The organism is Vibrio cincinnatiensis, assembly GCF_022113815.1.
In the GTDB taxonomy this organism is placed as follows: domain Bacteria; phylum Pseudomonadota; class Gammaproteobacteria; order Enterobacterales; family Vibrionaceae; genus Vibrio; species Vibrio cincinnatiensis_A.
The window spans coordinates 63,050-78,312 of sequence record NZ_SGOM01000003.1; the positions used below are offsets into that span (position 1 = coordinate 63,050).

Consider the following 15,263-nt stretch of genomic DNA (forward strand, 5'->3'; position numbering starts at 1 on the left):
GCCACCCAAGAAATAAGTTGTGTTCTTTATTTAACTTATTGATATTAAATGTATTACATTTAATTTTTAGAGATATTTAGAAAATCGTGATCGATCTTACATAAAATAATCTTCCAAGATAATGAAATAAATGTTTCAATTAGTATGTATTTTGAAAATTTAAATTTTACCAGTAACCTAATTTTGATAGCAAGGAGAGGCATCTCGTGGATCTTGGAATGGTTGGAATTATTCTTTCGTTAGTGATGCTAATGTACTTAGCCTATAGAGGCATGTCTGTGATATGGCTTGCCCCGATTCTTGCCTTGTTCGCTGCGATTTTTTCGGCGGGAACCCCTTTAATGGCCAGCTATACTGAAGTTTTTATGTTGAGTGCAGCCAACTACGTAAAGCTGTATTTTCCAGCTTTTTTATTGGGAGCGGTTTTTGGCAAAATTATGGATGTTTCTGGCGCAGCCAAAACGATTGCTCAGGTGATCACGTCGAGGGTTGGAACAAACAACGCCATTCTATCGGTCGTACTTGCCGTGTCAGTGTTGACATATGGGGGCGTTTCCATGTTTGTCGTGGTGTTTGCGGTCTATCCTATTGCGGCACAGATTTTTCGTGATAGCCATGTACCCAAGCGGTTAATTCCGGGAACCATTGCTTTAGGATCGTTTACCTTCACGATGACAGCATTACCGGGATCGCCACAAATTCAAAATACGATTGCGATGCCATTTTTTGGTACGACGGCCTATGCGGGGCCAATACTCGGATTAATCGGTGCAGGCGTGATGTTTGGGTTAGGCATGCTATGGTTAAAAAGACGAGAAGCCACAGCTCGATCGAATGGTGAAGGTTATGGACACCACCTGGATGTAGATGTTGTCGATGGAAATGAGTTAGGTACTTTGCCTTCTCCACTGCTGGCATTTATTCCAATCGTTATTGTTCTGATGCTTAATTTTTTCTTGGTTACTTTTTATTATCCCAATATAGATGCTCATTATTTGTCTGATTACGGTTCAACTCTCCAAAAAGTGAAAGGGATGTGGAGCCTGATCATCGCGTTAACGAGTGCGATTGTCGTTGCTTTGATTCTATTTCGTAAACAGATAGCTCATGCACGAGAGGCGATCAATGATGGTGGTGAAAGTGCCATTATGCCCATCATGAATACGGCCGCCGCGGTCGGTTTTGGCAATGTCATCAAATCATTATCTTCATTTGATTCGATTAAAGAGATGATTTTGTCCATTCCCGGCTCCCCGCTATTGTCATTTGCCATGTCCACCAGTTTACTGGCTGGAATTACAGGTTCTGCTTCTGGTGGGCTAAGCATTGCTTTGGATGCACTTGGCGATATTTATATTCAGCAAGCGGAAAATTTTGGGATCAGCCTAGAAGCGTTGCACCGAATAGCTTCGATTGCATGCGGCGGGTTGGACTCATTACCCCACAATGGTGCAGTGATTACATTGCTTAGCATTTGTGGTATGACTCATCGAGATTCTTATAAAGATATTTTTGTGTGTACATTAGCGATCCCCATTGTTGCCACGGGAGTGGTGTTGATATTTGCGACGTTTGGTGTGGTGTAATGAACGTTGGTTCCAAATAGGGAAAATAAATCGAATAAAAATTTCATTCGATCACATATTTGGAAATATTAATTTCATTAAATAGATTCTTCGCCGTATAGTAGTCAAAGTATCCGTTGCGCTATACCCAAAAATAACGAGGAGAAACAATACATGTTTAATGAAGAGCAGCGATTCGAACACCCTATCCGCTGGGGAATGGTTGGCGGTGGACGTGGTAGTCAAATTGGATATTCACATCGAAATGCGGCTGTACGAGATGGTCTATTTACCCTTGTTGCCGGTGCTTTTGACTTAGATGCACAGCGTTGTCAAGATTTTGGGAAGCAGATTGGCCTTGATCCAGCTCGCTGTTATTCCTCCTATCAAACGTTATTTGAACAGGAAGCCAATCGGGAAGATGGCATTCAAGCCGTATCGATTGCGACGCCGAATTCAACACATTACGAAATTTGCAAAGCAGCCCTACAAGCGGGGTTGCATGTGGTGTGTGAAAAGCCGATTACCTTCACCAGTAAAGAGGCAGAAGAGCTGAAGTCTATTGCAAAAGCTAAAGATCGTGTGCTCGGCGTGATGTATGGTTATACCGGTTTTCCAATGGTGCATCAGGCGCGAGAAATGGTTGAACGGGGGGATCTTGGTGACATTAGAGTGGTTACTATGCAGTTTGCTCACGGCTTCCATAATATTGAACATGAAAAAGATAATCCTGGCTTGAAATGGCGAGTGAGCCCTGAAGTGTCTGGCCCGACTTATGTGATTGGTGATATCGGTACCCACGCATTTTATTTATGTGAAATGATGACAGGACTGAAAGTAGACCGACTCTCTTGTATGCGTCAAAGCTTTATTCCATCTCGGGCTCCTTTGGAAGACAATGCCCATGTGATGATGGAGTTTGAAGGGGGAGCTGTCGGGACGCTTTGGGCTTCCGCAGTCAATGCCGGCTCGATGCACCAACAAAAAATTCGAATTGTAGGAGAAAAGGCGTCAATAGAGTGGTGGGATGAACACCCTAATCAGCTGCGCTACGAAATACAAGGTGAACCAGTTCGAATTTTAGATCGAGATATGGACTACCTATATAAAGATGTGGCTGGGGTTGCCTCTAATCGGATTGGTGGTGGGCATGCGGAAGGCTATTTTGAATCATGGGCAAATCTGTATCACCGATTTGCTTTAGCCATGAATGCCGTTGATCATGGTGATAAGCAAACGGCTAAGACGATATGGTATCCCGGCATTGAGGCCGGAATAAACGGTGTTCGACTCTGCGAAAAATGTGTGGAGTCGGCAGATAACCATTCTACTTGGGTCGATTTTTCTTAATGTCTTTGGTTTGGAGTAACCGGATAGCCAAGTAAACCTATAACGAAGAGCCCATAAATTGTCTTATGGGCTCTTTTTTAGTGTGTTCTTTTAGGGTTAAACTCTCTTCGTTGTTTTAATGTGATAAATGCCACTTTTTCTAGCGTAAGATCCTGGATAGTTCGAATCTAATCCACAGTTATTTCTATTGCCTCTAGGTTTTAACTTGTTGTTTTCTATAATGGATAAACACAGCTTTTTGCACAAGTGTTTATGCTGCTGGCATAAAACGGTATGCGTTTGACTCTTAACAGGAATAGTGATGCCGTTTATCAAAGATTTTTATCACGCATTACTGCATGCGTTGAAAAACTTACTGCCGATCATTGCCGTGGTGCTTTTCTTTCAAGCATTTGTTCTTCGTCAGACTCCTGAAAATGCTTGGACAATGATCGCGGGGTTATTTGTAGTCGCGGTTGGGGTCGCTCTTTTCTTGCAAGGGCTGGAGTTAAGTATCTTCCCTGTTGGTAAAAGCTTAGCAAACCAATTTGCTCGGCGGGGTTCTTTACCGATCTTATTATGTTTTGGCTTTGCAATGGGCTTTTCCGCGGTGATAGCCGAACCAGCATTGATTGCTGTTGCGGAACAAGCTCAAGTGATTAGTGATGGGCGAATCAATGGGTTAACCTTACGTTTATTGGTAGCGGTATCAGTAGGGTTGATCATTGCCTTAGGTGTTTTTCGGACGATTATGGGCTATCCACTGCATTGGATTATGATTGTTGGTTATCTTTTAGTGGTCAGCCTCACCTATTTTGCGCCAGAAGAGATCGTTGGCCTTGCCTATGATTCAGGCGGCGTTACCACGAATATCGTGACCGTTCCCTTAATCGCAGCAATGGGGATTGGGTTAGCGAACTCAATTCGAGGACGCAACCCTCTGATTGATGGTTTTGGTCTGGTTGCGTTAGCCGTCATGGTGCCGATGATCAGCGTTCAGTTATACGGTATTTATGTGTATGCCAATCCTGCGGTATCTTATATGGTGATAGCGAATGCTGAAATAGTTATACAGCAGCCTAGCTGGTTGGCTCCTGTGCTCGATATTATGGCCATGATCCGAGATGTATTGCCAATTATTATTACTATCCTATTTTTCCAATATTTAATCTTGCAGCGACGCTTGAGCAACCCAAGGCAAATTTTATTTGGTTTTGCTTTGGTCATCATTGGCCTTTATGCATTTGTCATCGGCTTAAAGGTAGGATTATTTCCTATTGGTAGCGCGATGGCAGAACAATTGATTGAGCGAGAACAATTTCTTTCTGTCTACCTTTTTGCTTTTCTGATTGGTTTTGCAACCACCATGGCTGAACCAGCATTATTGGCTGTGGGGCTGCAAGCCGAAGAAGCGGCAGCAGGAAAAGTAAAAGCTAACACTATTCGTTTACTTGTGGCTCTTGGTGTCGCTTGTGGGATAGCGATTGGCGTGCATCGTATTATTATTGGCGGCTCAATGCACTATTTCATTATGAGCGGGTACGCGCTAGTGATTTTACTCACGCTATTGGCTCCCAAATACATTATTGCTTTAGCGTATGATTTAGGCGGAGTAACGACTTCTGAAGTCACGGTTCCTTTAATTACCGCATTAGGGATTGGCCTAGCAACACATATTGAGGGCCGAAATGTACTGATTGATGGTTTTGGTTTGATTGCTTTTGCCTCAATCTTTCCTATCGTTACTGTGATGATATACGCCATTTTTACGCAATGGTTTTTTCAATTTTTAAAGGTGAAATCATGAAGTTTTCCGTTTTGGTAGCAATCGTTCCAGAAGAGCTTGAGCAAGAGGTGATCGATACAGCTCGTGAGCAAGGGGCTGGCGGAATGACGGTATTGGCCGGGCGAGGGATCAGTAACGAAACTCGAAAAACGTTTTTAGGTTTGACCTATGATGGCAGCCAATCAGTTTTGTTCATGGTGCTGGAAAAGTCCCTCTCTTTACAAGTTTTAAAATCTTTGCAAACTTTGCTGCGACCAAGCGAAGAGGATTCAAAAGGCCTTGCCTTTACGGTTGGTTTAGAACATTTAGCTGGGATTGATCTTAACCAGTTGGACAAGTTTGAGCAACAGTTGAAAGAAACACTATAAGGAAATAAACCATGTTAGTGAAAGATGTGATGGTTCGTGATGTGGTGACAATTTCACCTTTCGCCAAATTGCGGGAAGCCATGAGTTTAATGAAAAAGCATCAACTTAAATCTTTGGTGGTTGAACAGCAAAATCCGCATGATGCTTTTGGGCTCATTACCTACACAGACATAGTTAAAACCGTTATTTCTGAAGATGGCGATATTGACCTATTGAATGTTTATGATGTGTGTGCGAAGCCGGCAATTTCTGTGGGAGAAAACCTTGCTTTAAAACATGTTGCTACCCTGATGGTACAACAACATATTAAACGTTTATTGGTTTTAAATGACAACCAACTACTCGGCTTTGTTACGATGGATGATATTATGGATGCATTGCTATCACGCATTGATTAATAAACTGATGATTGAATCCATGGTATGACAGACGTTGTGCCATGCCTTTTAAGCCCCTTGTAAAACCGCGTAAAGTTGAATGTATTTTCTCACTAATTGCTGATTTTTTGAACGCTTTAGCGGGTGACCAAACTTAATATAACAAGGGGTCATGGTGAAGGTATTATCTAATGCTTGCATTAACTGTGAGTCACTTTCATACAAAGTAATGCCTTGTGTGTGGTAATCTTCCATTTCATCGGGTAGCCTTCCGGTCCACCAATGGAGTAATTCTCGGCTTTTTTGGCTACGGCTGATCCAGTGATCCGTTAAGAGCAACAACAGATCATTCGGTTGAATTGCATAAGCATACTCTTGCTTCCATAAGCTAATATCTTTAAGTAATTTTTCCCGACATGTTTTGCCCGCACTAACCATATGGTGAGTCAAGACCCAGACTGTGCCTTTATCGCAACTGATTCGAAAGTGATGGGGGTTATCATGAACAGGAAAAAGATCAAGTGAAGCGTATTCACAAGGATGGCCAAATTCCGTTAGAGTACGAGCTAAACGACGGGAAAAAGCTAAACCGAGGTGATGTTCACTCATTCCTTGATTATGAATAGTGGGATAGTGTTTTTCACATAACTTCAGACAGTCAACTTGGAATTCATTAACACTTTGGGTCAGGATGTCCAGTAACAATTGAATCTTCTCCTTTATATCGCCAACTTAATCTGGTTACTTGTGAAAGGTATACCTATGTTTGGGCATAGGTCTTGCTCAATCCTATCATAAATCTGAGTGATATTTATGTTCACTGACTGGCTTCGAGTGCTTTATCACGCTGCGTTTTTTTATACACTAAAGTTTCTGAGACCTATGTGATTTTCTTGCTGAAGCATGTGGAAATAAACGCACGTTTTCTCTATTGTTGTTATAGTTTGTTACAAATGGCGAAACCTTTCTACTATAGACTTAGCTTAATCCATACTCAAATATTTTTTACTTCAGAACTGACTGATATTCCTGATAATCTTTTGTTATTTCAGGAGACAAACTAGATATTGTCTTCTAATTGATTCTTTCTAGTTCAAATAATTTGAACATCATCATCAAGTCGCTGGTATATTCATTATGTTGTAAATGGTAAATACTCTGTTACTAATATGTAGTTGAGTGGTGTAATTAACCAATTTTACTAAGAGATATGAAATGAATAGCCCTGTGACTCATTACAATCGAACGCTACAAATCATCCATTGGATCTCCGCACTGACCGTAATCGGTATGTTTGCGGTTGGTTTATGGATGGTCGATCTCTCTTATTACAGTGAGTGGTATCGCACCGCGCCTCATTGGCATAAATCTGTTGGTCTTTTACTTGCTGGATTAACTCTTTTTCGTCTTATTTGGCAGTCTGTGACGGTGTCACCTGTAATGGAGGGGCATCGGTTAGAAAAAGTGGCGGCAAAAGCTATGCACTGTTTTCTTTACCTCGATTTATTTCTTCTCTTTGTTTCGGGCTACTTGATTTCCACGGCTGATGGTCGAGGAATCGATGTATTCAATTGGTTTACATTGCCCGGAGCAGGAACCTTATTTAACCAGCAGTCAGATATCGCTGGAACCGTACACTTATATGCAGCTTGGACGCTGATAGCGATGGCACTACTGCACGCCTTGGCGGCTTTAAAACATCACTTTATTAACAAAGACAATACGCTACGCAAAATGATAGGAGCATCAAAATGAAGAAAACGTTACTAGCATCTGGTTTGGTATTGGCGATGGCTTTACCGTTTGGTGTAAGCGCAGCCGATTATGTGATTGACACCAAAGGGGCTCATGCGTCCATCAACTTTAAAGTCAGTCATTTAGGCTACAGTTTTATTAAAGGTCGTTTCAATACTTTTGATGGTGAATTCTCTTATGACGGAGACGATATCACAGCGTCTAAAGTGGTGGTGACTGTTGATACAACCAGTCTGGACTCTAACCATGCTGAACGAGATAAACATATTCGTAGTGCTGATTTTTTAAATGTGGCTCAGTTTTCTACCGCTACTTTTACAAGTACACAAGTGGTTGATAAAGGTGAAGGGAAATTAGCCGTGATGGGCGATCTGACTCTGCATGGAAAAACGAAACCGATCATTATTGATGCACAATTTATCGGTGCAGGTAGTGATCCATGGGGTGGGGAGCGAGCGGGTTTTGTGGGTTCAACACGTTTAGAGTTAAAAGATTTTGATATTGCCGTGATGGGGCCATCCAGCTATGTTGATATGGAGCTTCATGTTGAAGGGGTTAAAAAGTAATATTACCGATTCTGTTGATTAGAGAGAAAAGTCCCCTAAAGATAAGGGGACTTTTTTATGTCGGAAAGATGCTATTTGCCGTTGGTTACGCGCTTGCTAGCTCGTCTTGATCTTTAATAACACTTAAACGTTCGCCATAAATCGGGCGAAGAGCAGCAAGAACGTGGTTTCTTTCTAATACCCCAACAAACTGCCCATTTTCTAGAACTGGAAGAACATGAGGTTTGCTGACTTTCATGCTTTTCGCGCGTTCTTCGACAGAAAGTGCATTAAATCGAGTCGCAATACCCATATTCGTTGTTGGGAAGAGTTGTTCTTTATCGATGCATAAGAACTCAGTCACATCAACCAATGAGTCATTAGCATCGATAGCAATGACATCTCGAGTCATTAAATCAACCACTTTTTGTTCTTCATTGGGTAAGTAGTCTTGGCACCATAATTCAACCATGACATCATGAGCGGAGAAAATACCCACCAAACGACCTTGGATATCAACCACAGGCGCTGCGGTTAATTGATGCTCGACCAGTGCGTCGATAGCCAGTGCAATCGGCATGTCAGCATTAAGAGTAATAGGTTGCGTATTCATCATATCTTTGACGATAATCGAGTTTTTCATGGTCGTTTCCTTAACTGACTGAATAGGAGTGGTTTCCGTAATCGTGGCAATCTCTGCTTCTTTTAGGTAAGGGCGGCGATAGATTGACCAGTTAGCTAACCCAACTAAGACTGCGCCTCCAACAATATTTCCGAAAGTCACAGGGATTAAATTTGCGGTAATAAAGCGAGCTATATTTAAGTCGGCATATTGTGATGCAGACATGCCGACTTGTTGCCAAAAACTGTCTGGTGCAAAGTTATGAATAACAATACCCAATGGCACCATAAACATGTTCGCAACACAGTGCTCAAAGCCACTAGATACAAACATGGCAACAGGTAAAACGGTCATGGCAGCTTTTGTCATTGCATTGGCAGAACTAAATGTTAACCAAATAGCTAAACAGACTAGCAAGTTACATAAAACCCCTAATGCAAAGGCTTGAACTGGGGTGTGATGTAGTTTGTGTTGAGCAATATTGAGCGCATTAAGACCCCATTGGCCATGATCGAGTTGATACATGCCCGCCGCTGACACAAGCAGCAACAGAAACATGGCTCCAATAAAGTTACCGATATAGACTTTGCCCCAGATTGACAACATTTTGCTAAAGCTGATCTGTTTATTGGCCCAAGAGATGCTGGAAAGAACTGAACTGGTGAACAGTTCTCCCCCACAGATAACAATAAGAATAAGCCCCATACTGAAGGCAACACCTCCGGCAAGTCGGCTTAACCCCCATCCGGCACTATCACTGCCTGTTGTTACTGTGATGTAAAAGAGAAAAGCGAGTCCAATAAATGCACCAGCCATCATGGCTAAACTCAGAGTAATACCACTGGTTTTTTTGGCTTTGCTCAGAGCAAACTTTTCAGCTTCTGCCATCATTTCATAGGGCGAAAAGTAGTGTTGATTTTCAGTGTTTGCTGTCGACATTTTCGCTCCCCAGACTCAAATTCATAATTACCTCCTGACAAAAATAAGCAACGCCGGATGGGTTGCTTCACGATCAGGTTAGAGGGATGAGAGGGGAAGGTAAAATTGATAATTCTTTAAAACCTCATCAATTATATTGATATAGTCAAAGCAAGCAGTAAAATGAAACTCATTGCCCATAAAATTGGGATTGGTATAAATAGCTCCATAGGATAGGTTGTGCGGTATTCATTAAAACAATTAGCTGTTTTTGACGCAGTTGCGGATTGCGGTAGTGTGAGCGCGGCGGCGGATCAACTCGCTTTAACTCAGTCAGCGACGAGTATGTCTTTAGCACAGTTAGAAAAAATGCTGGGGCGTCCACTTTTTGAACGTCAGGGAAAGCAAATGGCATTGACCCATTGGGGGATGTGGCTACGCCCGAAAGCAAAACGTTTACTGCAAGATGCTCAGCAGATAGAAATGGGCTTTTATGATCAACATTTATTAAGTGGTGAAATTCGGCTAGGTGCAAGCCAAACACCTGCTGAACATTTAGTTCCCGACCTTATCAGTATTATTGATAGCGACTTCCCAGAGATCCGCATTGAACTGGGGGTTTGTCGTACTAAAAGTGTGATCGAGGGAATATTAGACTATCAATATGACTTAGGCATCATTGAAGGGCGTTGTGATGATAACCGGATTCACCAAGAAGTTTGGTGCCGAGATCACTTATGTATCGTGGCATCTGCTCATCATCCTTTTGCCAAACGAGAGGTGGTGAGTTTAGCTCAATTAGAGCAGGCAAAATGGGTTTTGCGTGAACAAGGCTCTGGGACCCGTAGCATTTTTGACAGTGCAATCCATAAGTTAATTGCTGATCTTGATGTTTGGCGTGAATATGAACATGTACCGGTTTTACGCAGTTTAGTTGCCAATGGTTCTTATTTAACATGTTTGCCATATTTAGATGTTGAACGTTTCATTCAAAGTGGTCAATTGGTTGCGCTGAACGTCCCGCAGCTTAGTATGGAACGAACGCTTTCTTTTATTTGGCGTGCCGAGATGGCTGAAAACCCACTGGCAGAATGTATACGGCGTGAAGGATTACGGATGATGAAAGGTAAACCGTATGTTTTATAATATCGCCATCTGTTGATTTATCGATTGCATCACATTTTTTTGTATTTTCTATCAATAAATACATTAAATTTGTGAATCAAATCCTTTGTCGTTTTTCCCCATCCTCTTACTATTCTCCGATTGTCGGTTGCCACATTTCACATGGGGCAACCGTGTTTCTTTGAGGGGGATATCATGAATGTACTTTTCGCTATATCACTAACAACGGGTATCTTATCTGGTATTTGGGGATGGATAGCGGTTTCTCTTGGCTTGCTTTCTTGGGCAGGTTTTTTAGGCTGTACTAGTTATTTCGCTACCTCAAAAACGGGTATAAAAGGATTAGCACAAAGTTTACTGTGTAATTTAAGTGGAGTATTTTGGGCGTGGGTGATTCTTTCCCTCTCTCAACTTATTGCTTGGGATATCATGGGGTATGTGATCACCGCTTTGGTCGCCTTTATGATGTGTATTCAAGCTAAACAGGCATGGCTGGCATATATTCCCGGTACTTTTATTGGTTCTTGCGCTATGTTTGCTGCCGATGGCAACGGGCTACTTGTTATCCCTTCTCTTTTTTTGGGGGGAGTGTTTGGTTATGCAATGAAAACCAGTGGCCTCTGGCTACATCAAAGAAATGAAAAAAGAAAAGGGGAAGTTAAGCCCTCCTTAACGTCACGCTGTAACAAAAAACAAGCCGTTATACGCTAGGTTCACATGTATGATCATAACATTGTTGTAGTTGAGAAAAAGCCTAGCCAGAAGGCGACTATCAGTAATATTGATGGCACTTTGAGCCTCAGCGTGATTCCCTTTGTGAATGCTTTTTCACAAAGGGAATGTGTTGAAATGGTACCGTTTAAATATTCCCGTTAGCCATGGTTACTACTCTTTTTAATGTCCAACGCAAGAGAACCGGAATTGATTCCACACCATTTTCTTCACAATGAGAAACGATAGCGAGAGCGAGATCAGGCTTTGCGTGCTTTTTCAACACTTTATTGACCACTTTTTTAGCTGGAATGGGATGATCATGAGGGATTTTTACCATATCTTTGAAAAAGAACTCAAAACCATGAGAGTACAAAAAATGCTCAATATCTCGATCGGGTAATTCGGTGAGACGATGTCGAGCTTGATCGTTTTCCAGCATATTCAAGACTGTTGTCGCATATTTTTTGCCTGCAGGATCTCCATCTGTGACGACATGCCATTCAATTGCGAAAGCCTTAGCCACTTTGATCAGTGATTTTAATCCTGATTGGGCAAATTCTATGATTTGTACCCCTTCTGCAGCTAGGTTATAGCCACATTGTCTGGCTAACTCACTAAATAGCCAAACTTCCGTTTCTCCTTCAACCAATAACCAACAGCGAGCAAAGAGAGCACCGGGGCGATGAAAACGAATATGAAAACCAATTCGTCTGAGTTCATCACGGCCTAATCCTCGGCTGGGCATACTGGTTGCCACCACTTTATCAGACGTTCTAACTAGGCGGCGAATCGAGTGTAGAGGAACAGAGGCGAGCAAATCACCGCTGTTAGTCGTTAATATTTTTTGCATGGGGAGTAAATCGAGTAAGTTCCATGCTCGAGCTAAATGGGTTGGGTGCAAGCGCCCTTCAGGATCCTCAACAATCAGTATTGGGCGAGCATAACGACGGAGATCATTTGGTCCTTTTGCTTGTAAGTAAGCATTCAGTAGCCCCATTAATAAGAGGCGTGTTTGTCGATTTTTCGTATCATCCACAATTTGCGATAGGCTTTTATCATGGCTTGGTGGTCCATAGACTAAACTTTCTCGCTCTCGACGTGGGTTCTTACGCTTTTGATCTTTAAACGAAAAGTAGTGCTCTATCAATGCCTGCATCGAATTTAAACTGCTGCGCATTTCTCCTTTATTCACATGACCAGGAATCGCCATTAGGCGGCGACAGGTATTATTAATGCGTTTCTCTACTCGGGCATTTTTTCCATTACCTTCAACAAAAGGGCGGTCAAATTGGCGGGAGTCTCGTAACCGAATAACAGGGTGTAAGCTCATCAATAGCTGGGCCAACTGTTCATTATCATGGATGGTAATGGCTTGCCCCTCTAGATCTAAGAAGGCGTAGTGGGTGGAAATGTCGTACTGCACGCGAGATGCATGGACGCGGTAAATAATTCGGTGGTAGCCATTTTCATCTTGTCGCCATACCGGTTTGAGTTTTCGATAGCGGCCAGCGCGATGCTCTTGTTTGTCTGAGGCGACAAAACTAAGAATAATTTGAATATCTTGAGTTTGTGGGTGAGATAGGGCGTAGTCCACATGAAAGTCTTGTAATTCGAACTGGTAAGGTTTTCCATCAGGGGGTAGCATTACTGATAGGGCATCTAGCAAAGAAGATTTTCCCCATGTATTTTCACCGATTAAGGTAGTGAGTTCATCAAAGGTAAGTGATAAGCGCCGAATACCTCGAAATCCTGATATTTCAATACGTTCTAAATGCATAGGCCTGTTCCTCTTTCTCAACGTCATTAAAAATTTGCGTTGAGTTTTTCTTTAAGCATAAAGGAAAACGGTTGAATAAGCAGACTCTTAAGCCACTAAACTGATCGGTATCTCACAGATTCTTTACTTTTTTCAGAGCGATAGAGTGGCCTTGGTTTTATTCTTTAACTTTGTCTTGCAAAAATATTTCATAAAAGTCACGGTTTTGTCATAATTTTTAGGCTAGGATGGAGGGGAAAGAGAAGAGAAAATATTATGAAAAGAACAAAAGAAATGACATCCATTACTCTGGCTCATATCAATGACACCCATTCTTACTTTGAGCCGACATCATTACAGCTATCCTTAAATATTCATAATCAAACCCTGACTCCTTTTGTCAGTGCAGGTGGGTTTGCTCGTATTGCAACACGAATTCATCAACTAAGAGCAGACGCTCAACGAATGAAGCGTGGCTTTATTTTTGTCCATGCGGGCGACTGCTTCCAAGGCACATTGTATTTTTCGTTATTTAAAGGTCAGGCTAATGCCGAGATGCTCAATGCACTTGGTATTGATGCGATGACGTTAGGAAATCACGAATTGGATATGGGAAATGAACCGGTTGCTCAATTTGCTAAACGCATTCAATTTCCATTACTCGCGGGTAACTGGGACTTATCTCAAGAGCGGCAAGATAAACAGCATCGACTCTCTAATAACCCAAAGGTATATGCCTTTGATCAAAAGCGACAATGTGCCCGTTGGATTGTGAAAGATGTGGATGACAGTCAAGTGGCTATTTTTGGTCTATCGTTGGATAAAATGGAAGAAATAGCGAATCCAGATGGGGATACACCTTTTGTTTCATCACTCAAAACTGCTAAAAAAACAGTTGAAGCTATTCAGCAATCAGGTATCAATAAAATCATTTTAGTCAGCCACTTAGGTTATGACGCAGATAAGGAACTGGCTGCCAAGGTTGAGGGGATCAGCGTCATTGTCGGTGGGCACAGCCATATATTACAAGGTGACTTTAGTGCGCTAGGGCTTTCAAAAGAAGAATCGTATGGGCAATTTGTCAATGGCACGTATGTGGTTCAAGCCGGATTATATGCTTTGGCACTTGGGCATTGCCATATTGACTTTGATAAAGACGGACACGTGGTAAGTTTTTCTGGGCGAAATGAGCTGCTGCTAGGGCGTCGTCTTTTCCTTGATGCCAGTATGAGTGAAGCGGGTAGTGATACCGCACACCTTGATGCTTGTGAGTATGTGAATAACCATCCCAATGTGGTGGTGTGTAAGAAAGATTCAGATGTTCATGGTATTTTACAGAATAAATACATACCCCGAGTCCGCGAACTACAACATCAAGTGATTGCTCATGCATCAGAGAAATGGCGTCATGTTCGTATTCCTGATGAAGAAGGGCCTAGCCAACTTGCGCCTTTGGTTGCTGAAGCGTTTGCGTATGCGATGGAAAAGCGTGGATATCGAGTTCAGTTTGCCATTCATAATGCCGGTGGGGTGAGAACCTCTATTTTGCCGGGGGAAGTTTCTGTCGCGGATATTGCCGGTAAATTACTGCCATTTGCTGTTCCGATTGGGGTTTATAAAATTTCTGGAAATGCGCTTGCTCAAACGTTAGAAGGGGCTATCAATAATGCACTCAATAATGGCGTCGAAGGGACGGGCTCCGGCAGTTACCCCTATACGCATAACCTATCTTTTGCTTATCAAGCCGAGAACCCGATAGGTGAACGAATTCAAAACTTAGCCATTTTTATCGATGGAGCTTGGCATTCTGTCGATGCGGACAGGGATTATTATGGCACATCATCAGCCTATACGATGAAAGGTAAAGAAGGCTACCATGCCTTAACTGAAATGAAAGGGGAAGGGAAAGTGACGAATGTTTCCATGGCTGACGCGTTTATTGAATTATTAACGGATAAGCCTTATTTATTGAATCAAACAGCATCGAATCATGTTGTCACTCAATTCAGTTGAGGTTTGGCTCAATTTTTGCTTGTGTTTCATTTTATAGAGTAAAGCATGAGTGTAAAGAGGCAATACGATGGGGAGTTATTGGGGGGATATGCTGGCAATTGTTACTTGGATCAGTTTATGGGCCGGATTAGTCTATTTTTTACCATCAAGCTAAATCCATGGTTTGTCTCTAGACGAAATGAACCAACCATAGTAGAGTAGCGCTGTTTGGGGAGTAGTCGCCATCATGCTGTTTACTTGTCGTCATCACGTTAAGCATTAAGCTTATCCGGCAAGTATAAATAGGTAGAAATTGTATCTATTTCGACGAGACCAACGCATCTATGCTGTTTTGTTCAGCATAATTTGGTATGCGGAAGGTTTCGTTTTCTTTTCTAAAACGTTTTTCTT

At 42.1% G+C, this 15,263-nt stretch carries 13 protein-coding genes and 1 pseudogene; 11 read left to right on the plus strand and 3 right to left on the minus strand.

Going from position 1 to position 15,263, the window contains the following annotated elements; all coding sequences use genetic code 11:
• The first annotated feature begins 206 nt into the window (after positions 1–206).
• From EXA13_RS05265 to EXA13_RS05290, 6 genes and pseudogenes are all read left to right on the plus strand, one after another.
• Positions 207–1,586 carry a GntP family permease gene (locus EXA13_RS05265; protein ID WP_238132243.1) on the plus strand — a complete coding sequence of 460 codons (1,380 nt, stop codon included), beginning with the start codon at positions 207–209 and terminating at the stop codon, positions 1,584–1,586.
• Positions 1,587–1,739: 153 nt separating this feature from the next.
• Positions 1,740–2,915, plus strand: coding sequence for a Gfo/Idh/MocA family protein (locus EXA13_RS05270; protein ID WP_238132244.1), 1,176 nt, complete (start codon positions 1,740–1,742; stop codon positions 2,913–2,915).
• Positions 2,916–3,216: 301 nt separating this feature from the next.
• A pseudogene (locus EXA13_RS05275) lies at positions 3,217–3,849 on the plus strand (DUF1538 domain-containing protein); the annotation flags it as partial.
• A 153-nt stretch (positions 3,850–4,002) separates the two neighbouring features.
• Positions 4,003–4,701: a DUF1538 domain-containing protein gene (locus EXA13_RS05280; protein WP_238132445.1), complete on the plus strand. Its 699-nt coding sequence runs from the start codon at positions 4,003–4,005 to the stop codon at positions 4,699–4,701.
• Complete coding sequence (locus tag EXA13_RS05285; protein ID WP_238132245.1) at positions 4,698–5,048, plus strand: transcriptional regulator; 351 nt, start codon at positions 4,698–4,700, stop codon at positions 5,046–5,048. Before EXA13_RS05280 ends, EXA13_RS05285 begins: the two co-directional genes overlap by 4 nt.
• Before the next feature lie 11 nt (positions 5,049–5,059).
• Positions 5,060–5,446 (plus strand): CBS domain-containing protein, encoded by a 387-nt coding sequence (locus EXA13_RS05290; RefSeq protein WP_238132247.1) that lies wholly within the window; start codon positions 5,060–5,062, stop codon positions 5,444–5,446.
• A gap of 48 nt (positions 5,447–5,494) precedes the next feature.
• On the opposite strand, the gene EXA13_RS05295 is transcribed toward EXA13_RS05290, so the two are convergent.
• Positions 5,495–6,130, minus strand: a complete 636-nt coding sequence (locus tag EXA13_RS05295) for a hypothetical protein (RefSeq protein ID WP_238132248.1) — start codon at positions 6,128–6,130, stop codon at positions 5,495–5,497.
• Positions 6,131–6,640: 510 nt separating this feature from the next.
• Between EXA13_RS05295 and EXA13_RS05300 the strand changes: the two genes are divergently transcribed.
• Together EXA13_RS05300 and EXA13_RS05305 are read left to right on the plus strand one after the other, a co-directional pair.
• Complete coding sequence (locus EXA13_RS05300) at positions 6,641–7,180, plus strand: cytochrome b (RefSeq protein ID WP_238132249.1); 540 nt, start codon at positions 6,641–6,643, stop codon at positions 7,178–7,180.
• A complete protein-coding gene (locus EXA13_RS05305) occupies positions 7,177–7,746 on the plus strand; it encodes a YceI family protein (RefSeq protein ID WP_238132250.1) in 570 nt (189 codons plus the stop codon). The genes EXA13_RS05300 and EXA13_RS05305 overlap by 4 nt, the downstream gene beginning before the upstream one ends.
• Before the next feature lie 85 nt (positions 7,747–7,831).
• Here the strand turns inward: EXA13_RS05305 and focA are convergent, their stop codons facing one another.
• A complete protein-coding gene (gene focA, locus EXA13_RS05310; RefSeq protein WP_238132251.1) occupies positions 7,832–9,286 on the minus strand; it encodes a formate transporter FocA in 1,455 nt (484 codons plus the stop codon).
• A 219-nt stretch (positions 9,287–9,505) separates the two neighbouring features.
• Between focA and EXA13_RS05315 the strand changes: the two genes are divergently transcribed.
• Together EXA13_RS05315 and EXA13_RS05320 are read left to right on the plus strand one after the other, a co-directional pair.
• Positions 9,506–10,411 (plus strand): LysR substrate-binding domain-containing protein, encoded by a 906-nt coding sequence (locus EXA13_RS05315; protein WP_238132252.1) that lies wholly within the window; start codon positions 9,506–9,508, stop codon positions 10,409–10,411.
• 174 nt (positions 10,412–10,585) lie between these two features.
• On the plus strand, positions 10,586–11,101 hold the full coding sequence (locus EXA13_RS05320; RefSeq protein ID WP_238132253.1) for a DUF1097 domain-containing protein: 516 nt from the start codon (positions 10,586–10,588) through the stop codon (positions 11,099–11,101).
• 148 nt (positions 11,102–11,249) lie between these two features.
• Here EXA13_RS05320 and EXA13_RS05325 read toward each other — a convergent pair whose 3' ends face one another.
• A complete protein-coding gene (locus EXA13_RS05325; RefSeq protein ID WP_238132254.1) occupies positions 11,250–12,881 on the minus strand; it encodes an ATP-dependent endonuclease in 1,632 nt (543 codons plus the stop codon).
• Positions 12,882–13,136: 255 nt separating this feature from the next.
• Here EXA13_RS05325 and EXA13_RS05330 point away from each other — a divergent pair, with 255 nt between their 5' ends.
• The gene (locus EXA13_RS05330; RefSeq protein ID WP_238132255.1) at positions 13,137–14,873 is read left to right on the plus strand and encodes a bifunctional metallophosphatase/5'-nucleotidase; all 1,737 of its coding nucleotides are present in this window, start codon (positions 13,137–13,139) and stop codon (positions 14,871–14,873) included.
• Positions 14,874–15,263 lie beyond the last annotated feature (390 nt).